This is a genomic window from Pseudomonas sp. 29 (genome assembly GCF_002754355.1).
Taxonomy (GTDB): Bacteria; Pseudomonadota; Gammaproteobacteria; order Pseudomonadales; family Pseudomonadaceae; genus Aquipseudomonas; species Aquipseudomonas neuropathica.
Genome location: NZ_PEEY01000001.1, coordinates 5,453,198 through 5,472,046, shown reverse-complemented (window position 1 = coordinate 5,472,046; position 18,849 = coordinate 5,453,198). Strand labels below are relative to the sequence as shown.

Here is an 18,849-nt window from a genome sequence, read left to right as displayed (position 1 = left end):
CGATGCAGGTTTACTCACCGTTTTTATCGTTTGTTCAACCACCAGCGGATGGCAAAACTGCGCGGCATCTCTAATAAAAACAATCGAGAGCCGCTCCATGCCCTTCTCTGCTTCCTTTCGCTTGCGCACCACGTCCATCATCCTGTTCTGCAGCATTGCCGCTCCGGCGATGGCTGTGCAGGTCACCGACAATCTTGATCTGGGCGGCGCCATTCGTGCGCGCTGGGACCTGGACCCGGATCGCGACATTCAGAAGTTCGGTCTCGACACGGTATTCCTCAGTGCCAAGTACAATTCCGACAGCTGGATCGGTGAAGCGCAGTACCGCTTTTACGGTCGTTCGTATCCCTACCAGTACACGAAAAACTACGGCGACATCCAGTTCGCCAAGTTCGCGTGGGTCGGCTACAAATTCAATCCCGATCAGCAAGTGCAGGTCGGCCTGAACACCGTGCCGTTCGGCTTGCAGCCGTACTTCGGCAGCACCTTCTACGAAACCCTTGGCAACGTTATCGGCCTCGAAGACGTGCAACAGGTCGGCGCCAAGTACATCCAGCAAAGTGGCGACTGGAACGTCCAGGCCGGTTACTACCTGCGCCCGGCGTGGCAAGGAAAAGGCACCAGCAATGGCGTGAGCTACTCCAGCATCGTCTCCGAGGCCGACAGCTATGTCGCCGATGGCAGCGACAACCAGGAACGCAACACCGTGGTGCTGCGCGTGGCCAAGGCACTCGATCTGGGTCCGTGGAAATCCGAGGTCGGCGTCTCCGGCCTGACTTCCAGCCTGCAGAACCGCGACACCCACAACGATGGCCGGCGCAACGCCGTGGCCATTCACTATCTGGGCAAGAACGGGCCTTGGGGCGTGCAACTGCAAGCGGCGCGGCAACAGATGTCGCCGCGCAATCCCGGCAGTGATGAAGTGGTCACCCTCGGCGGCTACGACGGCACCTACAACGTCGCCAGTCGCGGCAATCTGTACGTGGCCGACCTGAGCTATGACGTCGGAGGCAAATACCTCTTTGATCAGGTCAGCGGGGTCAAGCTTTACGCCAACTACAGCGCCTTCGACAAATCCGCCAGCGGCTACAAGACGTCAGAGCGGATGATCCTCGGCAGCTCGTTTTCGGTGAGCAAATTGTGGGTCGCGGCCGAGTGGTTGTTTGGCCGGAATGATCCGTACATTGGCGGCAGCAGTTACACCCAGAGTCTGGCTGCGGGTGGGCTGGATCAGTGGGAGAACCAGTTGTATGTGAACGTTGGTTACTACTTCTGATCCCGACATGATTGCGCCGATGAGATAGCTTTCGCGAGCAGGCTCGCTCCCACATTGGAATGCATTCCAGGGTAGGAGCGAGCCTGCTCGCGAAGGCGCCCGCACAAACTCCACTTGCATCAAACCCTCACCAATAGTCAGATACCCCCTACAAACAAAACCTACAAAAACAAACCGAGCCAAACGCTCGATCCGGGGTTCTGCCTCCATGCGTCAACTGCCCTCCCTCAACACCCTGCGCGTGTTCGAAGAAGTCGCGCGTCATCGCAGCTTCAGCCAGGCCGCACTCGGCCTTAACGTCACCCAGGGCGCAGTCAGTCGCCAGATCAAACAACTCGAAGACTACCTCGGCGTCGCGCTGTTCGTGCGCACCCCGCAAGGCCTCTCGCTGACCGAAGCCGGCAGCAATCTCAAACCGCATCTGGCCGAAGCCTTCGATCATATGGAGCGCGCCCTGCAAGCGGTACGCGTGCCCAATCTGCGCCAGCGCCTGCGCGTACTCGCCCCACCGACCTGGGCCACGCGCTGGCTGTCGCCACACCTGCGCGCGTTCTGCCAGCGCTACCCCGACATCAGCCTCAGCGTGACCAATCAGGCCAGTCACGACAGCCTCGCGGACATCGATTGCCACATTCGTTTTGGCCTCGCCGCGTCAACGCACTGCGCCAGTCAGCTATTGGTCATGGAACGGCATATTGCGGTGGCCAGTCCGGAGCTGTTTAACGGCGATCAAGCGCCAGACCTGCACGAGTTTCCGTTGTTGCACATTCTGCATGACGGCAAGCGTCTGAAGGTCTGGGAGAACTGGCTGGCGGCGATGGGGCGAGAGGATATCGATGCGGGACAAGGCTTGGAATTCAGCACACTCGATCAGGTGATTCACACCGCACTGGCGGGTGGCGGACTGGCGGTGATTGATCGGCAGATGATCGAGAAGGAGTTGGCCAACGGCAGCCTGGTGCCGATCACTCCGATTGAAGTGATCGGCCCGTATGGGTATTGGCTGGATGTGGCGAATGACAAGCAAGGCCTGTCGAAAGTGAAGCTGTTCACCGATTGGCTGAGCCTGGTGAGCAATCCCTGAAAGAGCCCCTCACCCTAGCCCTCTCCCGGAGGGAGAGGGCTAGGGTGAGGTGATTATTCGAACTACGCCGACCTGAGATACCGAGTCGAACGTAGATTTTGAATATTACATAGATCGCCCCCTTTCCCCCTCGCCCCTTGGGGGCGGTCCGACGTTTCGGGAGGGCTGGGGTGAGGGGAAGGTTTTAAGCCTTGCACATCAAATCGGCGTAGCGATTTTGCTCACCACAATCGAACTCCCCTCCACCGTGGTCTGCGCCTTGCACGCCTGACTCAACGTCAGCGATTTGGTCTCCGGCGCCCACGCCCACGACAGCCATGCGCCAATCGCCAGAATCGCCGCGAGAATGCCCATCGTCGGGCTCAAGCCGATCCCGGCCACACTTACCGGCAGCAGGAACGTACTCACGGCCGACCCCAAACGACTCACTGCCGTCGCCAGCCCGATACCGCTGGCGCGAACCTCGGTCGGAAAGCTCTCCGCCGGGAACACCCCGACCAGATTGCTCACCGCCGACAACACCAACGTAAACAGACCAAACACCAGCACCATCAGCCACGCCGCACTGCCCGGCAGTACCGCCAGCAGAAACAGCGCCACCGCGAGAATGATGAACGAGTTGATGAGGAATCCACGCCGGGTGAATTTGATCGTGCACCAGATACCGATCAGCGCGCCGAGGATCAGCAGCATGTTCAACATCAACTCAGTGCCGAAGCCTTCGGCCAGGCCCATCTTCTGCAAAATCGACGGCAGGAACGTGTAGATCGCAAAGTACGGCATCACGATGCACACGAAGAACAGGCAGTTGAACGCGGTGCGCTTGCGGTACTCACGGCTGAACAGCACCGCATACCCGGAACGGGTTTCCGTGGAGCGGGTTTCGTCGAGTTCGACGTTATCGCCCAAGTGTTTTTTGACGATCGCCCGCGCCTCGGCGATGCGTCCCTGATTGACCAGCCAGCGTGGCGATTCCGGCGTGCCGATGCGCGCGATCAGGATCAATGCCGCCGGAATCGCCGACGATGCCAGCATCCAGCGCCAGGCATCATCGCCAAGGCTGAGCATCGCCGTGCCGACGAAGGTTGCGGCAACGTAACCGAAGGTCCAGATCACGCTGAAAGAACCGAGCAAAACGCCGCGATGTTTCTTCGGCGAGAACTCGGCCAGCATCGCGTGGCCGACGCTGAAATCGCCGCCCAAGCCGATGCCGATCAGCACTCGGCAAAGAAACAGACTCATCGCTGTTTCGACATAAAACTGCATCACCGAGGCCACGGTGATCAGCACAAAACTGACCAGAAAGATTTTCTGGCGGCCGACCTTGTCGGAGATCCAGCCGAAAAACAGACTGCCGAGAAACAGCCCGATCAACGCCGACGCGCCGATCAAGCCTTGCCAGAACGCATCCAGCTGCATCTGCGGACTGAGCAAGGTGAACGCGATACCGATCAGGCCGAGAATGTAGCCGTCGGTGAAGTGCGCGCCGAAGGTCAGGCCGGCGATCTTGATGTGAAACCGGCCGATCGGCAGGTCATCGATTTTTATGGGTTGAGCGGACATGTTCGTCTCCAATTGTTGTTATTGACGGAGAAACCGATTGCTCTTGCTTTTGCTTTTTGTGGGAGCCGAGCTTGCTCGCGAAGGCGGCATGTCAGTCACATTACTTTCCACTGATAGACCGTCTTCGCGAGCAGGCTCAGCGCTCACAAAGATTGTTGTTTTCGGGGAATCAGAGACCACCCATCAACAGGTATTTGATCTCCAGATAGTCATCCAGACCGTACTTCGAACCTTCGCGGCCGAGGCCCGATTCCTTGATTCCGCCGAACGGTGCCACTTCCGTGGAGATGATCCCTTCGTTGATCCCGACCATGCCCGCCTCCAGGCCTTCAGCCATACGCCAGACCCGGCCGATGTCGCGGCTGTAGAAATACGCCGACAACCCGAAAGGCGTGTCATTGGCACGTTCCAGCACTTCGGCCTCGTCCTTGAAGCGGAAGCACGCTGCCACCGGACCGAAGGTTTCGTCCTGGGCAATCAACATGTCGCCGTTGACCTCAGTGAGGATGGTCGGCTCGTAGAACGTGCCGCCCAAGGCGTGACGACGACCGCCACACAACAATGTCGCGCCCTTCTCCAGGGCATCGCTGACATGGCTTTCCACCTTGGCCAGCGCCGCGCTGTTGATCAGTGGACCTTGTTCGGTATCACCGTCCAGTGCACTGCCGACGCGCATCGCTGCCACCGCTTCCGCAAGCTTGCCGGTGAAGGCTTCGTAGACGCCGTCCTGAATAAAGAAGCGATTTACGCACACGCAAGTCTGCCCGGTGTTGCGGAATTTCGAGGCCATTGCGCCTTTGACTGCGGCATCCAGATCGGCATCGTCAAAGACAATGAACGGCGCATTGCCACCCAGTTCCAGCGAGACCTTTTTCAAGGTGTCGGCGGCCTGACGCATGAGCAACTTGCCGGTGCGAGTAGAGCCGGTGAAGGACAATTTGCGCACGATGCTCGATGCCTGCAGCGCGCCACCGATGGCGACGGCATCGCCGGACACAATGTTGAAGACACCAGCCGGAATCCCCGCCTGCTCGGCCAACACGGCCAAGGCAAAGGCCGACAGCGGCGTCTCTTCCGATGGTTTGAGAATCATCGTGCAACCCGCCGCCAGCGCCGGCCCGACCTTGCGAGTGACCATCGCCAACGGGAAATTCCACGGGGTGATCGCCGCGACCACACCAATGGCTTCCTTGACCACGATGATTCGCGCATCGGCCTTGTGGCTCGGGATCACATCGCCGTAGGCCCGCTTGGCTTCCTCGCCGAACCACTCAAGAAAACTCGCCGCGTAAACCACTTCGCCCATGGCCTCGGCCAGCGGCTTGCCTTGTTCACGACTGAGCAGCGTGGCCAGATCCTTCTGGTTGGCGAGCATCAATTCGCTCCAGCGCTTGAGGCGTTGACTGCGTTCCTTCGCGGTCAATTTGCGCCACGCCGGCAGTGCGCGGTGGGCGGCGTCGATGGCCAGGCTGGTCGCTTCGGCGCCAGCCTTCTGCACCTCAGTGATCAGCTCGCCGTTGGCCGGGTTGCGCACCGGATAGGTCGCGCCGCCCTGCCCCCACTGGCCATCGATGAAGTTGCCGTGACGGATCAAATCGCTCATGCCACCGCTCCCTGCAGAGTGAAACGCTCAAGCCCCGGCCGCGCCGAGCGGAGGATGCGTTTTCCGGCGGTGTAATCGTTGATCACGTCGCACGGGGTGTAATTGCGTTCCAGCTCATGCAGTTCATCAGCGTCGAGCCTGGTTTCAAGTGCGGCCAATGCGCTGTCGAATTGCGCGGTGGTGTCGGCGCCGACCAGCATGCAATCAACGCCCGGATGGTTCGCCACCCAAGCCTGGGCGATCTGCGCATTCGACACACCGCGAGCACGGGCTACGCGCTGCACCGAGTGGGCGATTTCGAACGAGGCTTCGTCGCTGTACATCTGCTGAGTGAAAAAGTCGGTCTGGTTGCGGGTCGACTGCACGTCACCGGTCAACAGACCACGCGCCAAAGGACTGAACACCGATACGCCGATGTCCTGATCGCGACAGAACGGGATCATTTCGCGCTCTTCTTCGCGGTAAGCGCAGTTCAGTTGCAGCTGCATGTTGATCGGTTTGACCCAACCATTGCGCTCGCAGGCCATGAGGATCTTCGCCAGCTGCCCGGTGAGCATGGTCGAAACGCCGATGTAACGGGCCTTGCCGGAGCGCACGATGTCATTCAAGGCGCCCATGGTTTCTTCGACCGGGGTGTTCACATCGAAGTAATGCAGCATGAAGACGTCGACGTAATCCATGTCCAGACGCTTCAGCGAGGCATCGATGCTGTCCATGATGTGCTTGCGCGAATGGCCGCTGGCGTTGATGCCGCTGCGGGTGCCGTAACCGACTTTGGTGGTGATCACCAGATCTTCGCGACGGGCCAGACGCTTGACGATGCGACCCACCACCTCTTCGCCGACACCGGCGGAATAGAAGTCGGCGAGGTCAATGAAGTTCACGCCGTTGTCCAGTGCGTGCGCGACGATCGGCTCACTCTGCTTTTCATCGAAGATCCACGGTTTCCAGTCCGGCGTGCCCATGTTCATGGTGCCCAGGCACAGACGCGAAACCTGCAGGCCGGAGTTGCCCAAACGGATGTATTGCATGGCGTCGACCTCAGGCTTTTGGCGTGTAGAAAGGATTGCTGATGTGCGCAACGACGTCTTTCAGTTGCGCGGTTTCCGGCTTGCCGGTCAGTGCCGCGCGGATCGCGGTGCGGCAGGCGTTGTAGTTGTTCAGGTACACCGCATCGAGGTCGTCGCACGCAGGATTGACCCAATTGGCGGTGACGATTGCCCATTCGTCTTCGGCTTCCGGCGGCAGCGTGCCGTCAAGCAGCGCTTCGAGCACGGCTTTGGCGATCCCGGCCTGCGAGGCGCCCCACGTGGCGTTGCCGTGCAGGTCGCTGCTGATCGCGGCTTTATTCACGTACAAGGTCATCGGTTTGACCGGGATGTTCGGTTGCGCGATCACCATGAACGGGCAGTGGCCCTGGCTAGGCGATGCGAGGCTGTTGGCGAACGCCTGCCCCGCCGGACCATTGCGCGGGCCGATCAGAATATTGATGTGTGCGGCGTTGACGCCCGGGCCTTCGAAACCTTCACCGATGTACAGGTCGAGTTCTTTCATCAGTCATTACTCTTGTGCGATACGAGGGATGTTCGATAGCTCACGCGCACCTGATAGCGAGCGTGTTCAATAACGGGTGGAGGGAGAGACGGCGGGATAAAGGGGGCATGGCTGCAAACGCTCTCTGGTTGTTATTGATGAGCTGTGTTTGCGATTTTTTAACACCGGGACTGGAGCCGGCCGTAACCATTAAAAATCATGGGGCAATGAGTTTTAGTCATAGCCCTTCTCGCGGGCAAAAAAAACCCGCTCAGAGAGCGGGATGGTTGAAGGCGATGCGTCCGGATTGGCCATTGATGGCCGGCGCTCGATGCACACCGCCTGCAGGCGTGGTTACAGGCAGTCACGCACCGATTGGCGCAACGACCCGGACTTGGCCCACGGCGGCCCCTGATACAACGAAACCCGGCTGCCATCCTTATACTTGACGATATCGAGGATCTCGTCCGCCGTGATGATGCTTGGCGCGGTGATACGGTAGCCGTTGGAAATCGATGTCTGCGAAGTCTTGGCCACATCCTTCTGCCACAACGGTAATAAACACGCAGCATAGTCCTTGGGCGACTTGGTACTGGTCTTGCTGATATTCGGCTCACCCGGCACCAGCGAGGCCGGCAACGAGCAACCTGCCAACATGGCCAACGCCAGACTCCCGATCCATATCCGCATGGTGTATTCCTGATCTGAAAAAAGTGAATGTAGCGTGTAAGCGGCGCTACATCCATCGTGGCACCGCGCCCTTGGCGCAATCTGCACAACTTTTCACAACCGTTCAGCGTGCTGACGAACAGGCTTTGCCCATCGACGAAAAATGCGACTACTCTTTTCTACCGAGAATGTTCTGGAGGTGATCATGCGGCTCAATGAATATGAACACGAACTTCAACGCGACCTGCAAAGCGTTGCATCGGACTTGAGATGGTCGGCGGTCGACCTCAAACGTATCGCAGAACAACTGCGCAAATCCGGCAACGAGGCAGATGCGCAAAGCGTGCTGAGATCCTGTGAGGTGCTGCAAAGCGATGAAGAACGGCTGCAACTCTATGCCAAGGAAGTGAAAGCCCGCGCCATCAGCCGAACCAAGGTCCACTGAGACCACCCTCCCCTAAAACAGAAGCCCCGACTCAGGCCGGGGCTTCTTCGTTACAGCCAGTCAGTGGGTTTTGTGACTTTGCGCGCGCGTCGAGCGTTTTTTGTAGCCAGGCAACGCAGCGGCATAGGCCAGTGCTTCCTCCCTGCTGCCAAACGACGCCAGCCGATCGCCCTGAGTGCAAACCCGCCATGGGCCATTGTTCACGCTAAGCACGTCATAGCCGTTCATGTGCATCTTGATCAACATCGGCATGCTCATGGACACCTCCATTTTCGCTAACGGTCAGATCCAGCTTTAAGCTTTTACCTTACACCCTGATCCGCCCGAAATGCCGACCGGGTGTCGCAAGCCGCATCCGTCATGGCTCTGGCACTTTTCCCCGCCGCAAACGCTCCAAACTCCAATGAAACCTTTGTTGCTGGCTCCGGCTCAAATATTGCAGTTTTATTACCATTTCGTGACAAGCAATAAACAGGTAACAGATGAAAGTACGCGCAACCGTTATATGCGAACAGGATCGCCACGTTCTCCTGGTACGCAAACCCCGCTGCCGCTGGACATTGCCCGGCGGCAAGGTCGAGCCCGGGGAAACCCGAGCGCAGGCTGCCGTACGTGAACTGCAAGAAGAAACCGGCCTGGACGCCGACGATGTGTTGTATTTAATGGAATTGCAGAGCGGCAGCACACAGCATCATGTCTACGAGGTCTCCGTGCTGGACTTCGAACAGGTGCGGCCGCAGAACGAGATCATTGATTGCATCTGGCATCCGCTGGACGCAGTGCGCAATCTGCACACCAGTGAGGCGACATTGCGCATTGTTGAAGCGTTTCGACGACGTTTATGAGGCGTTAACCAGCAAAGGCCCGGCGACCGGCGCTCATTTCGGTGCGTAACTCACCGATGAAGTTGGAAATGTCACGGATCGTGACGAGGTGTTCCGGGGAAACGCCAGTGAGCAGCAATTCGACACGCCCGCTGTCCGGCTCATAAACCTTGATTTGCAGCAGTCCCTGCGCACTCGGAATGCAGTCACACTTGAACGCAGGAAAGCCGGATTCGACAATCCGGCAAATATCGTCAATGGCAAGCATGAGTGCACGCCTCGCAGGCGTTGGTCGGTCGACTCGTTGAGCATAGATGAGCCATTTGTGGCTTGCCCGATACAAAATGCCAACCCGATCACAACAATCCACCTCGCCCTCAGTGTGCGTCGTGATCCCAGATCCAGTTCCACATCCCCGGCAAATTTACCGGCTCCGAACTTTTTTCCACCGTACGGGCCAATGCGGCTTTCTCAAGTTCAGCGTGATCATCGTAGAAAGGCTTGTCAGCCAGCTTCACGCCCGTGGCGGCGGCGCTATCGAGCAGAATCTGCAGGTATTCGCGCGTGTGCCGCGCGGTATAGCGATTCAGATCATGAAACGTCACTACTACCGGAATCACCCCGTCAACGGTCGGAAATTCGCCAAGGGCAATCCGTTCACGAACTTCTGATAATTGTCGCAGCATGTTTGCCCGACGCCTCGGGCTGGCATTGAAGCCCCAGATCTTGCCATCGTTGGCACTTAAATCCGTGAGCAACACATGCAAATCATGCTGTTGATAAGCGGCAAAGGTACGTTTGTCGTAATTCCAGAACGGCGGGCGCAGCAACTTCGGCGGCGCGCCAGTGATGGCAGCGATATCAGCCGTGCCGTTGGTCAGCGACTCTTCGAGTTCTTGCGGATCGAGCAAGCGATGATTGGTGTGCCAGTGGGTGGCCGTGTGAAACGCCAGTATGTGGCCTTCCTCATACTCACGCCGCATGATGCCGCGACCAATGTCACTGTTGCCCGCTCGCGGTGCGCGCGTCTGCACGAAGAACACCGCTTTGATATTCGGCATCAGCGAATTGTCCTTGAGGCTGTCGAGCACCGTCGCCGACGGATTCCAGAAACTGGATGCGCTGGGGCCGTCATCGAACGTCAACAGGAAGCGCACCGGTGCCTGAGTTTTCAGGCGCGTTTCGGTTTGCGCGGTCATTTCTATCGGGGCGGCGATACAACCGGCCAGCCCGAGGGCGATGAGCGCTGCACAGAGAAGCTTGAATCCGGATGTCATGTTTTGCCTTGAGCACGGCGGCTGCCGTCATGTTGTCGATTGGCAAAACTCCCTCGCCCTTATCCATCCTTGCGCCCCGATCTGCGAGCGGAGGTTGGATAAGGTACACAGGGTTTGGTTCCGGCGCTCGCTCAGTGAGCCAATGCCTGTTGAAAGGACGTGTCGATAATCCCTGCGGTGACCAACGGTGCCGGCAGCGCTTTCACTTTGAACAGGAAATCAGCGGTACTTTGCAGGTCTGAAGCCGCCTGCTCGTCTACAGGTCCCAGAGTCATGTGCGCCTGACGCAACCAGTGGCGCGAAACCTGCTGATCGAGATTGGCTTTCTTCGCCCACAGATCGGCGTATTCATCCGTGTGGCTGTCGACCCAGGCCCGCGCCTGCTTCAAGCGCCCGAGAAAATCCGCAATCGCTGCACGTTTGCTGTCGATGGACGGTGTCGACGCCGCGATAGCACTGAGGCCCGGCATCAGATTCTTGGCGGTCAGAATCGGCCGCGCGCCGGAAAATACGATCTGCTGGGAAATGTACGGTTCCCATACCGGGAAAGCGTCGATGCTGCCCTGTGGAAGGGCTGCGGCGGCATCGATCGGCATCAGTTTGACGAAATCGACGTAGTTTTCCGGCAGACCGCCCTGCTCCAGGGCGCGCAAGGTCAACTGCTGACTCCAGGCGCCAGGCCAATAAGCGACTTTCTTGCCTTTCAGATCAGCGATGGTTTTTACCGGCGAGTCCTTCGGCACGAGTAACGCGATGGTGTCCGGATTCTGCCGCGATACGCCAATCAGTTTCACCGGCGCCTGCTTGGCAGCCAGAAACAGAAAACCGGAATCACCCAGAAAGCCCAGATCCAGCGAACCGGTTTGCAAGGCTTCCGCCAAGGGTGCAGCGGCCTGGAAGTGCTTCCAGTCGACGGTATAAGGCGCGTCTTTCAACACGCCGGACGCCTCCACCGAGGCACGGATGTTGTAGTAGTTCTGATCACCGACGTGCAGGACCAAGGGCTCGGCTGCGTAGGAAAGTGGCGAGGTAAATAATGCAGTGATTAACGCACTGCGGAGGAAACGAGAAAGCTTCATGGCGAGTCCTGCGAAAGTAATTGCATAGACCATAACGCTGTTGATTCAAGGTTTTGAAATTCGATAAATGCATAAGCTCCTCACGGTTGATACTTGCTGTTTGCTTGCCAACAGTAGCGAATCACACTGTTTCTCCCGCAACAGCTGAAATCCTGCACCTGGCGTTAAAACCCTTATAAACCGGCGCTCTCAAGCACATGGCACAGAGCCTGCAATATTCCATTCATGCAGGAAGCATTCGATAAAAATATCTTTTTGGACATAAGAAACCTGTGCCTTTGCCGGAGCGCCCCCATGACATCGTTCTTTCCCCGACTCAAAACCCTGCTGGCTGCCAGCGCCATGGTGCTGAGCCTGCAACCGCTCGCCCACGCGGCTGAAACCGCGCCGGCTGAAGTGCATCTCGACTACGCCTATTACTCGCCAGTCAGCCTGGTGCTCAAGCACTTCGGCTTCCTCGAAAAGGCCTTGCCGCAAACCAGAGTCAGTTGGGTATTGAGCCAGGGCAGCAACCGTTCGCTGGAATACCTGAACAGTGGCGGCGTGGATTTCGCTTCCAGCGCCAGCCTGGCGGCCGTGCTGAGTCGGGCCAATGGCAGCCCGATCAAATCCGTTTACGTCTACAGCCGCGCCGAATGGACAGCGCTGGTGGTGCGCAAGGATTCGCCATATCAGACGGTCGCCGACCTCAAGGGCAAAAAGATCGCCGCCACAAAGGGCACCGACCCGTACCTGTTCACCCTACGCAGCCTGCAACAGGCCGGACTCAAAAAAGACGATGTGGAACTGGTTCACCTGCAACATCCGGACGGCCGCACCGCGCTGGAAAAAGGCGATGTAGACGCCTGGGCCGGACTCGATCCGCACATGGCCGCCAGTCAGGTTCAGGCCGGCTCGCGCCTGCTCTACCGCAACCCCGCGTTCAACAGCTACGGCGTGGTCAGCGTCACTGAGCAATACGCCAAAGAACATCCGCAGACCATAGACACCGTGATCAAAGCCTACGAACAGGCCCGCGACTGGGCGCTGAAAAATCCTGATGAGTTCGCCGCCCTCCTCGCCAAGGAGTCCGGCTTGCCGCTGGACGTAGCCAAGCTGCAACTATCGCGCACCGACCTGAGCAGCCCGCAACTGACCCGACAGGACATCAGCGCCTCCAAGGCTGCGGCGCCGATTCTGGTCTCCGAGGAACTGGTGCGCCGTGGGGTGAATGTCGATCAAGTCATCGATCAACTGCTCGACAGCGGTGTACAGCAAGCCGTCGCCCGCCAGTAACCGATCAGCCTCATGACAAATCCGCGCCCGTCGCGGATTTGTTGTGAGCGGAGCCAAAAACCATGACCACTCACAGCAAAGACTTGCCCGCGCCACTTGCCGTTCCGCGCCAGCGTCCTGCGCGTTTAAATCCGACATGGCAGCGCCGCTGCAAGGGCCTGGCCCTGCCGCTGCTGATCATCGTTGCGCTGGAAATTATCGTACGCATCGGATGGCTGCCGTCCTACCAGATGCCGGCACCGAGCGAGATTGCTCTGACCCTCACCGACCTCGCTGAGGGTGCGCTGTGGAAACACATCGGCGCCAGCCTGATACGCGTGCTGCTGGGTTTTGCCATTGGCGCCAGTCTGGCGCTGGTGTTTGCCGCCTGGGTCGGTTTGAGCCGCGAAGCCGAGGCCTATCTGGAACCGACTTTCGCCGCGTTGCGTTCAATCCCGAGCCTGGCCTGGGTGCCACTGCTGTTGTTGTGGCTGGGCATCGACGAGACCTCGAAAATCGTCTTGATCGCCATTGGTGCGTTCTTTCCGGTGTACGTCAACGTCGTCGCGGCCATACGCAACATTGACCGCAAACTGGTGGAAGTCGGCCGCATCTATGGCTTCAGCCGCTTGCAACTGGTGCGACGAATATTGCTGCCGGCCGCCCTGCCCGGCCTGTTCACCGGGTTGCGCAGCGGCATGAGTCTGGCGTGGATGTTTCTCGTGGCAGCGGAGTTGATCGCGGCCACCAAAGGCTTGGGTTATCTGCTCAGTGACGGCCGGGAAACCTCGCGGCCAGACATCGTGCTGGCCGCGATCATCGTGCTCGCCTTGCTCGGTAAATTCAGCGATGGTTTGCTGGCCATGCTCGAACGCCGCTGGCTGAGTTGGCGTGACACATTCACCGGCCAAGGCGCCAGCGACTAAGCTGAAATCTCCAACCGGAGATTCAGCCGATGTGCGGAAGACTCTCGCAGTACCGTGGCATTCACGACTTCGTCGCGGTGCTGAGCATTCCCGACGCGTTGATCAATCACGTCGGCGATGCACCGCTCAACCGCTACAACGCCGCGCCGACTACCGCGCTGGCCGTCCTGCACCAACAAGGGCAACAGCTGCAGGCCGACAATCTGCGTTGGGGCTGGCGCCCGCACTGGGCCAAGGATCGCCCACCACCGATCAATGCCCGGGTCGAGAAAGTCGCCCATGGCCCGTTCTTCCGGACGATCTGGCGACATCGCTTGATTGTGCCCGTGGACAACTGGTTTGAATGGGTTGATAGCGAAGACAAATCCCGACAACCGTGGCTGATTCGTCGGGCGGATCATGGGGCGGTTTTCTGCGCTGCCATCGGCCAATTTCCGACAGCCGAAACAGCGACCCGGGACGACGACGGTTTCGTGATCATCACCGCCGATGCCGCCGGCGGCATGCTCGATATCCACGATCGTCGACCGGTGGTGTTCCGCGCAGAGTTGGTGCGCGAATGGCTCGACCCCGCAACCCCCGTTGAGCGCGCCGAGCAAATGCTGTTGTTCGAAGGTGAAGGCAGTGAAGTGTTCGAATGGTACAAAGTCGGCAAAGCGGTCGGTAACGCACGCAATCAGGGGACCAGTTTGATTATTGAGCAGACTTAAACATTTGCCGACTTCACGCGTCTATCCATGTAGGAGCTGCCGAAGGCTGCGGTCTTTTGACGCAGCGTTAGAAGGATAAAACTATTGCAACCTTCAGCGACTCATAAAGGCGAATCACTGCCGTTACAAACTCTGTTTCATCTTTGAAACACTGCAAATAAAACACACGTTCGAATGAACAAACCGCCTGTCTGACATTTCAACCGTCATACATACATTTAGATGCACTACGGCTAGCATGCGCGCCGCCTTTCCGATTGGTATACCAGTTGACCAAAGAGTCAACAAACCAGGAATCCCCATAACGTCTACAAGCCTTGCAGAGAAATAAGTTGCGCGACGATTTTGCAATCAAACAGGTCAGCGGCCTGGAGTGTATTTATCTGTCCATGACAGAACGCTTTGAACTCGACTGTTTTATCGGCCACTACATCAAGACCCGAAACCTGCGTGCCGTTCCCGATATCGAACGCATCCTGCGCACCACCCTCGAAGGGTATCCCGGCCACGCGCCGGTGATGGTCAACGAGCTGAACGCATGGATCGACCGAACATTGGGATATCGGGCTTCACACCCCGATTTCACGCAGCTGGACGATCTCTGAACCCCAAAAAAACCCCGCATGTGCGGGGCTTTTTCGTAAAAATCTTCAAAACTTGCGGTCTGGATCTGAAAGCTCTGTGGATTCATCGCGCTTCCAGGTCTGTTCGTTGTGTTTCTCCCGCTCTATTTCTTCTTGCGTCGGTTCGTCCGTGTCTTGGTGGCTGCTTTGGCTCAGTCGTCATGTACACCTCCCGTCATCAGTTACCCGTCATCCTTGAAGCGTAGAACAGTTTCAAACGTACAACTTACAACCACCACCGCAGCAAAAAGAAGAACGCCATGCTCAACAACATACTGAGCAAAGTACTGCGCGTGTAAATCACCAGAGCGATCGCCACCAGCGAACTAAGCAGGTACGGATTGTCCCACTGCAGATTCAGCTGTTTGTCCGGCATGAAGACAATCGGCCCGCAGATCGCGGTGAGCATCCCCGGTACTGCAAAACCGAGAAACTGCCGCGCATTGCTACTCAAGCGCACAGGCAAACGCGGTTCAAGAAACACGTAGCGATTGAGAAACACCAGAATCCCCATGCCGAAAATCACCGCCCAAACCATCATGTGCGCTCCCGATACAGCTTGTTGCAGATAAACCCTGCCGTCATCCCGGCCAGACCGGACAACACCAGCGCCGAGCCCCATTGCCAGTAACTGAACAGCACCGAACAAAACAGCGACACTGCCACGCAAACCACCGTCGGCACGTTGCGCACTACCGGTGTAATCAGGGCAATGAAGGTGGCGGCAATCGAGAAGTCCAGCCCCAGGTGCTCAAGTCCCGGAATGCTGCTGCCGAGGACAATGCCGGCGAGGGTGAACAGGTTCCAGGCGATGTAGAACGTCAGGCCGACGCCGAGCGCATACCAGCGATTGAATTGTTGACGATCATGTTGACTGGTCAGTGCAAACAACTCGTCGGTGAGCAAAAAGCCCAGACCGATGCGCCAGCGCCCCGGCAGTGGCGAAATCACCGAACGCATGCTCATGCCATACAACAAGTGCTGTGAAGTCAGCAGCAGCGTGGTCAACAGAATCGAAAAAATACCCGCCCCGCCCTTGAGCATACCGATCGCCACCAATTGCGCCGCGCCGGCAAACACGATGCTCGACAAGCCTTGGCCTTGCAGCTGCGTAAGGTTGGCTTCGATCGCCATCGAGCCGGCCAACAGTCCCCACGGCGCGGTGGCCAGAGACAACGGCATGATCGCCACAGCGCCGCGAAGGAACGCACTGCGCGGCATAAGTGAGTCAGACATATCGCTCTTCAACAGTGGAAACAGCAACAGACTCTGCCAGCAAATCCCCTTGTCCGGCTTGAACAATCTTGCGCAATTGCGCTAAATCGCGCCGACTGAGGACAGCCATCGGCGTACCATGTGAGCCATTCACAAATGCGTCAGGGAGACGACATGCTGTACCGAATCGCAGCCGACGGGCTGGTGCTGTTTCATTTGTCCTTCATTCTGTTTGTGCTGTTTGGCGGGCTGCTGGTCCTCAAATGGCCACGTTTGATGTGGCTGCATTTGCCGGCTGCGGCCTGGGGCGTGGCGGTCGAGGTGCTGCACCTGACCTGCCCGCTGACCTACTGGGAAAACCTCATGCGCCACGCGGCCGGGCAGACTGAATATGCCGGCGGCTTCATCGAGCATTACATCTGGCCAATTATCTACCCGGCAGGCCTTACCCCGCAGATTCAACTGGCGCTCGGCAGTGTGGTGCTGGCGGTCAACCTGTTGGTGTATGGCCGTTTAATCCGTTCGTGGAAACTGCGTCGAGCGGTGTAATCAACGCGAAGTCTTCAAGGCTTCCAGCCAGACCGGATCCAGGCGCGTCTGCTCGGTATCGAGTCCCAGCGCCTGCATCCGCTCCTTGTGCGTTTCAACTTCCCGCCACAGTTGCCCGTGATCACTGGAGTTGCCGTCCAGTTCGTGCATTTGCGTCAAGCCGAGATGGTAAAAGCGCAGAACCTTCATAGCCGTCGGATCATTCTGCTCCACGGCTGCAGTGACCTGATGCATGACATTGGTGATGCTCATCAGATTGCGCTTGAGTCGCCAGCTGTACACGGCTGGCGCCATCCAGCTCTGATTCCAGAAGCGCCCGCGCAGTAACGCTGCGGTCAGCAGAAACGCCACAAACACGCCGCCGACATTGAAGCGCAGGTTATCGCCGCCAGGCTCGCCGAACAGCGCCACCGCCACGCTGGAAAACAACATCGCCAGCACCAGGAACAGCACGGCGATGATGATCGTGCTGCGGCGGGTCTGCTGGCGAAAAGTGGCGGCATCCATCGGCTGAATCTCGAACATCACAAATGACTTCCTTGAGCGACAAAAGGGCTAACTGAAAAAACCGGCCGGCGCATTATCGCCTCTACCGCGGATTTAGCTATGCTGGGGCTCCTTTTCATCTTTTCAGCGTCCAACGGGACATGGCGGTACAGCGCAGATCGTGCCATCTTCATTCATGGATACACACTATTCGGATGCCATCGCCTAGTCTTGAGATGACATCGTTTTAAGGATCATTGCATGACCCAACGACACGTAATCAATGCCTCGGTCAGCCCGAAAGGCAGCCTGGAAACCCTTTCTCAACGTGAAGTTCAGCAACTGAGCGAAGCCGGATCCGGCAGTACCTACACCCTCTTCCGCCAGTGCGCCCTGGCCATCCTCAACACCGGCGCCCATGTCGACAACGCCAAGACCATCCTCGAAGCCTACAAGGACTTCGAAATCCGCATTCACCAACAGGATCGCGGCGTACGCCTGGAGCTGCTGAACGCTCCGGCCGACGCCTTCGTTGACGGCGAAATGATCGCCAGCACCCGCGAAATGCTCTTCAGTGCCCTGCGCGACATCGTCTACACCGAAAACGAACTCGACAGCCAACGCATCGACCTGAGCACCTCGCAAGGCATCAGTGATTACGTCTTCCACCTGCTGCGCAATGCGCGCACGTTGCGTCCGGGTGTCGAGCCGAAAATCGTCGTGTGCTGGGGCGGCCACTCGATCAACACCGAAGAATACAAATACACCAAGAAAGTCGGCCACGAACTGGGCCTGCGCAGCCTCGACATCTGCACCGGCTGCGGCCCCGGCGTGATGAAAGGCCCGATGAAAGGCGCGACCATTGCCCACGCCAAACAGCGTATTCATGGCGGTCGTTACCTGGGTTTGACCGAGCCGGGCATCATCGCCGCCGAAGCGCCGAACCCGATCGTCAACGAGCTGGTGATCCTGCCGGACATCGAGAAACGTCTGGAAGCCTTCGTGCGCGTTGGCCACGGCATCATCATCTTCCCAGGCGGCGCCGGTACGGCTGAAGAGTTCCTCTACCTGTTGGGCATCCTGATGCACCCGGACAACAAGGGGCTGCCGTTCCCGGTGATCCTCACCGGGCCGAAACATGCCGCGCCGTATCTGGAACAACTCGACGCCTTCGTCATCGCCACTCTCGGCGAAGCGGCCAAGCAGCACTACGAAATCATCATCGACGACCCGGCCGAAGTGGCGCGGCAGATGACTCAGGGCCTGAAAGCGGTGAAGCAATTCCGCCGCGAGCGTAACGATGCGTTCCACTTCAACTGGCTGCTGAAAATCGACGAAGGCTTCCAGCGCCCGTTCGATCCGACCCACGAAAACATGGCCAACCTCAAACTGCACCGCGACCAGCCACCGCACGAACTCGCGGCCAACCTGCGTCGGGCGTTCTCGGGCATCGTCGCCGGCAACGTCAAGGACAAGGGCATTCGCCTGATCGAAGAACACGGGCCGTACCAGATCCGTGGTGACGCGGCGATCATGCAACCGCTCGATGCGCTGCTCAAAGCCTTCGTCGCCCAGCACCGGATGAAACTGCCGGGCGGCGCGGCGTATGTGCCGTGTTATCGAGTGGTGGCGTAACCTTTAAGCCATCACACAATCCATGTGAGAGCTGGCTTGCCAGCGATAGCGGTCTTCCAGTCAACAGAGATGTTGAAGCAGATGACCCCTTCGCGAGC

The 18,849-nt window shown here is 58.3% G+C and carries 22 protein-coding genes; 10 read left to right on the top strand and 12 right to left on the bottom strand.

Annotated features, from left to right (window positions below):
- Window positions 1–97 precede the first annotated feature (97 nt).
- Together CLU80_RS25405 and CLU80_RS25400 are read left to right on the top strand one after the other, a co-directional pair.
- Window positions 98–1,276 (top strand): hypothetical protein, encoded by a 1,179-nt coding sequence (locus tag CLU80_RS25405; RefSeq protein WP_099758720.1) that lies wholly within the window; start codon window positions 98–100, stop codon window positions 1,274–1,276.
- Window positions 1,277–1,484: 208 nt separating this feature from the next.
- The gene (locus CLU80_RS25400; RefSeq protein ID WP_093437416.1) at window positions 1,485–2,360 is read left to right on the top strand and encodes a LysR substrate-binding domain-containing protein; all 876 of its coding nucleotides are present in this window, start codon (window positions 1,485–1,487) and stop codon (window positions 2,358–2,360) included.
- Between the two features lie 198 nt (window positions 2,361–2,558).
- Here CLU80_RS25400 and CLU80_RS25395 read toward each other — a convergent pair whose 3' ends face one another.
- From CLU80_RS25395 to CLU80_RS25375, 5 genes are all read right to left on the bottom strand, one after another.
- Window positions 2,559–3,923 (bottom strand): MFS transporter, encoded by a 1,365-nt coding sequence (locus CLU80_RS25395; protein WP_099758719.1) that lies wholly within the window; start codon window positions 3,921–3,923, stop codon window positions 2,559–2,561.
- Between the two features lie 169 nt (window positions 3,924–4,092).
- Window positions 4,093–5,526 carry an NAD-dependent succinate-semialdehyde dehydrogenase gene (locus CLU80_RS25390; RefSeq protein ID WP_099758718.1) on the bottom strand — a complete coding sequence of 478 codons (1,434 nt, stop codon included), beginning with the start codon at window positions 5,524–5,526 and terminating at the stop codon, window positions 4,093–4,095.
- On the bottom strand, window positions 5,523–6,557 hold the full coding sequence (locus CLU80_RS25385; RefSeq protein WP_099758717.1) for an aldo/keto reductase: 1,035 nt from the start codon (window positions 6,555–6,557) through the stop codon (window positions 5,523–5,525). Before CLU80_RS25385 ends, CLU80_RS25390 begins: the two co-directional genes overlap by 4 nt.
- Window positions 6,558–6,567: 10 nt before the next feature.
- On the bottom strand, window positions 6,568–7,080 hold the full coding sequence (gene fae, locus CLU80_RS25380) for a formaldehyde-activating enzyme (RefSeq protein WP_093437400.1): 513 nt from the start codon (window positions 7,078–7,080) through the stop codon (window positions 6,568–6,570).
- A gap of 333 nt (window positions 7,081–7,413) precedes the next feature.
- A complete protein-coding gene (locus CLU80_RS25375; protein WP_099758716.1) occupies window positions 7,414–7,749 on the bottom strand; it encodes a hypothetical protein in 336 nt (111 codons plus the stop codon).
- Window positions 7,750–7,933: 184 nt separating this feature from the next.
- Between CLU80_RS25375 and CLU80_RS25370 the strand changes: the two genes are divergently transcribed.
- Window positions 7,934–8,173 carry a hypothetical protein gene (locus tag CLU80_RS25370; protein WP_016983018.1) on the top strand — a complete coding sequence of 80 codons (240 nt, stop codon included), beginning with the start codon at window positions 7,934–7,936 and terminating at the stop codon, window positions 8,171–8,173.
- Window positions 8,174–8,233: 60 nt separating this feature from the next.
- On the opposite strand, the gene CLU80_RS25365 is transcribed toward CLU80_RS25370, so the two are convergent.
- Window positions 8,234–8,431, bottom strand: coding sequence for a DUF2188 domain-containing protein (locus tag CLU80_RS25365; protein ID WP_099758715.1), 198 nt, complete (start codon window positions 8,429–8,431; stop codon window positions 8,234–8,236).
- A gap of 224 nt (window positions 8,432–8,655) precedes the next feature.
- On the opposite strand from CLU80_RS25365, the gene CLU80_RS25360 reads away from it, so the two are divergent.
- Window positions 8,656–9,018: an NUDIX hydrolase gene (locus CLU80_RS25360; RefSeq protein ID WP_093437386.1), complete on the top strand. Its 363-nt coding sequence runs from the start codon at window positions 8,656–8,658 to the stop codon at window positions 9,016–9,018.
- A gap of 4 nt (window positions 9,019–9,022) precedes the next feature.
- On the opposite strand, the gene CLU80_RS25355 is transcribed toward CLU80_RS25360, so the two are convergent.
- The 3 genes from CLU80_RS25355 to CLU80_RS25345 form a co-directional block, all read right to left on the bottom strand.
- Window positions 9,023–9,265 carry a DUF1652 domain-containing protein gene (locus tag CLU80_RS25355; protein ID WP_093437383.1) on the bottom strand — a complete coding sequence of 81 codons (243 nt, stop codon included), beginning with the start codon at window positions 9,263–9,265 and terminating at the stop codon, window positions 9,023–9,025.
- Between the two features lie 109 nt (window positions 9,266–9,374).
- Window positions 9,375–10,274 (bottom strand): polysaccharide deacetylase family protein, encoded by a 900-nt coding sequence (locus CLU80_RS25350; RefSeq protein ID WP_093437378.1) that lies wholly within the window; start codon window positions 10,272–10,274, stop codon window positions 9,375–9,377.
- A 131-nt stretch (window positions 10,275–10,405) separates the two neighbouring features.
- Complete coding sequence (locus tag CLU80_RS25345; protein ID WP_099758714.1) at window positions 10,406–11,353, bottom strand: ABC transporter substrate-binding protein; 948 nt, start codon at window positions 11,351–11,353, stop codon at window positions 10,406–10,408.
- Window positions 11,354–11,647: 294 nt separating this feature from the next.
- Between CLU80_RS25345 and CLU80_RS25340 the strand changes: the two genes are divergently transcribed.
- The 4 genes from CLU80_RS25340 to CLU80_RS25325 all read left to right on the top strand — a co-directional run bounded on the left by CLU80_RS25340 (window position 11,648) and on the right by CLU80_RS25325 (window position 14,848).
- Complete coding sequence (locus CLU80_RS25340; protein WP_099758713.1) at window positions 11,648–12,628, top strand: aliphatic sulfonate ABC transporter substrate-binding protein; 981 nt, start codon at window positions 11,648–11,650, stop codon at window positions 12,626–12,628.
- Between the two features lie 62 nt (window positions 12,629–12,690).
- On the top strand, window positions 12,691–13,533 hold the full coding sequence (locus CLU80_RS25335) for an ABC transporter permease (RefSeq protein WP_099758712.1): 843 nt from the start codon (window positions 12,691–12,693) through the stop codon (window positions 13,531–13,533).
- Between the two features lie 29 nt (window positions 13,534–13,562).
- Window positions 13,563–14,243 carry an SOS response-associated peptidase gene (locus CLU80_RS25330; protein WP_099758711.1) on the top strand — a complete coding sequence of 227 codons (681 nt, stop codon included), beginning with the start codon at window positions 13,563–13,565 and terminating at the stop codon, window positions 14,241–14,243.
- 332 nt (window positions 14,244–14,575) lie between these two features.
- Window positions 14,576–14,848: a hypothetical protein gene (locus CLU80_RS25325; RefSeq protein WP_093437355.1), complete on the top strand. Its 273-nt coding sequence runs from the start codon at window positions 14,576–14,578 to the stop codon at window positions 14,846–14,848.
- Window positions 14,849–15,092: 244 nt separating this feature from the next.
- Here CLU80_RS25325 and CLU80_RS25320 read toward each other — a convergent pair whose 3' ends face one another.
- Window positions 15,093–15,404 (bottom strand): AzlD domain-containing protein, encoded by a 312-nt coding sequence (locus CLU80_RS25320; RefSeq protein ID WP_174244501.1) that lies wholly within the window; start codon window positions 15,402–15,404, stop codon window positions 15,093–15,095.
- On the bottom strand, window positions 15,404–16,102 hold the full coding sequence (locus tag CLU80_RS25315) for an AzlC family ABC transporter permease (protein ID WP_099759410.1): 699 nt from the start codon (window positions 16,100–16,102) through the stop codon (window positions 15,404–15,406). Before CLU80_RS25315 ends, CLU80_RS25320 begins: the two co-directional genes overlap by 1 nt.
- Before the next feature lie 153 nt (window positions 16,103–16,255).
- Here CLU80_RS25315 and CLU80_RS25310 point away from each other — a divergent pair, with 153 nt between their 5' ends.
- On the top strand, window positions 16,256–16,630 hold the full coding sequence (locus CLU80_RS25310; RefSeq protein WP_093437340.1) for a DUF2784 domain-containing protein: 375 nt from the start codon (window positions 16,256–16,258) through the stop codon (window positions 16,628–16,630).
- On the opposite strand, the gene CLU80_RS25305 is transcribed toward CLU80_RS25310, so the two are convergent.
- Complete coding sequence (locus CLU80_RS25305) at window positions 16,631–17,155, bottom strand: DUF3087 domain-containing protein (protein WP_099758710.1); 525 nt, start codon at window positions 17,153–17,155, stop codon at window positions 16,631–16,633.
- A 222-nt stretch (window positions 17,156–17,377) separates the two neighbouring features.
- Between CLU80_RS25305 and ppnN the strand changes: the two genes are divergently transcribed.
- Window positions 17,378–18,751: a nucleotide 5'-monophosphate nucleosidase PpnN gene (ppnN, locus tag CLU80_RS25300; RefSeq protein ID WP_007910770.1), complete on the top strand. Its 1,374-nt coding sequence runs from the start codon at window positions 17,378–17,380 to the stop codon at window positions 18,749–18,751.
- Window positions 18,752–18,849 lie beyond the last annotated feature (98 nt).

Coding starts and splice junctions, on each gene's coding strand:
- CLU80_RS25315 (WP_099759410.1), bottom strand. CDS start 16,102: ATGTCTGACTCACTTATGCCGCGCAGTGCGTTCCTTCGCGGCGCTGTG.
- CLU80_RS25340 (WP_099758713.1), top strand. CDS start 11,648: ATGACATCGTTCTTTCCCCGACTCAAAACCCTGCTGGCTGCCAGCGCC.
- CLU80_RS25365 (WP_099758715.1), bottom strand. CDS start 8,431: ATGAGCATGCCGATGTTGATCAAGATGCACATGAACGGCTATGACGTG.
- CLU80_RS25370 (WP_016983018.1), top strand. CDS start 7,934: ATGCGGCTCAATGAATATGAACACGAACTTCAACGCGACCTGCAAAGC.
- CLU80_RS25405 (WP_099758720.1), top strand. CDS start 98: ATGCCCTTCTCTGCTTCCTTTCGCTTGCGCACCACGTCCATCATCCTG.
- CLU80_RS25320 (WP_174244501.1), bottom strand. CDS start 15,404: ATGGTTTGGGCGGTGATTTTCGGCATGGGGATTCTGGTGTTTCTCAAT.
- CLU80_RS25385 (WP_099758717.1), bottom strand. CDS start 6,557: ATGCAATACATCCGTTTGGGCAACTCCGGCCTGCAGGTTTCGCGTCTG.
- fae (WP_093437400.1), bottom strand. CDS start 7,080: ATGAAAGAACTCGACCTGTACATCGGTGAAGGTTTCGAAGGCCCGGGC.
- CLU80_RS25355 (WP_093437383.1), bottom strand. CDS start 9,265: ATGCTTGCCATTGACGATATTTGCCGGATTGTCGAATCCGGCTTTCCT.
- CLU80_RS25375 (WP_099758716.1), bottom strand. CDS start 7,749: ATGCGGATATGGATCGGGAGTCTGGCGTTGGCCATGTTGGCAGGTTGC.
- CLU80_RS25335 (WP_099758712.1), top strand. CDS start 12,691: ATGACCACTCACAGCAAAGACTTGCCCGCGCCACTTGCCGTTCCGCGC.
- CLU80_RS25390 (WP_099758718.1), bottom strand. CDS start 5,526: ATGAGCGATTTGATCCGTCACGGCAACTTCATCGATGGCCAGTGGGGG.
- CLU80_RS25305 (WP_099758710.1), bottom strand. CDS start 17,155: ATGTTCGAGATTCAGCCGATGGATGCCGCCACTTTTCGCCAGCAGACC.
- CLU80_RS25330 (WP_099758711.1), top strand. CDS start 13,563: ATGTGCGGAAGACTCTCGCAGTACCGTGGCATTCACGACTTCGTCGCG.
- CLU80_RS25310 (WP_093437340.1), top strand. CDS start 16,256: ATGCTGTACCGAATCGCAGCCGACGGGCTGGTGCTGTTTCATTTGTCC.
- CLU80_RS25400 (WP_093437416.1), top strand. CDS start 1,485: ATGCGTCAACTGCCCTCCCTCAACACCCTGCGCGTGTTCGAAGAAGTC.
- CLU80_RS25345 (WP_099758714.1), bottom strand. CDS start 11,353: ATGAAGCTTTCTCGTTTCCTCCGCAGTGCGTTAATCACTGCATTATTT.
- CLU80_RS25395 (WP_099758719.1), bottom strand. CDS start 3,923: ATGTCCGCTCAACCCATAAAAATCGATGACCTGCCGATCGGCCGGTTT.
- ppnN (WP_007910770.1), top strand. CDS start 17,378: ATGACCCAACGACACGTAATCAATGCCTCGGTCAGCCCGAAAGGCAGC.
- CLU80_RS25360 (WP_093437386.1), top strand. CDS start 8,656: ATGAAAGTACGCGCAACCGTTATATGCGAACAGGATCGCCACGTTCTC.
- CLU80_RS25350 (WP_093437378.1), bottom strand. CDS start 10,274: ATGACATCCGGATTCAAGCTTCTCTGTGCAGCGCTCATCGCCCTCGGG.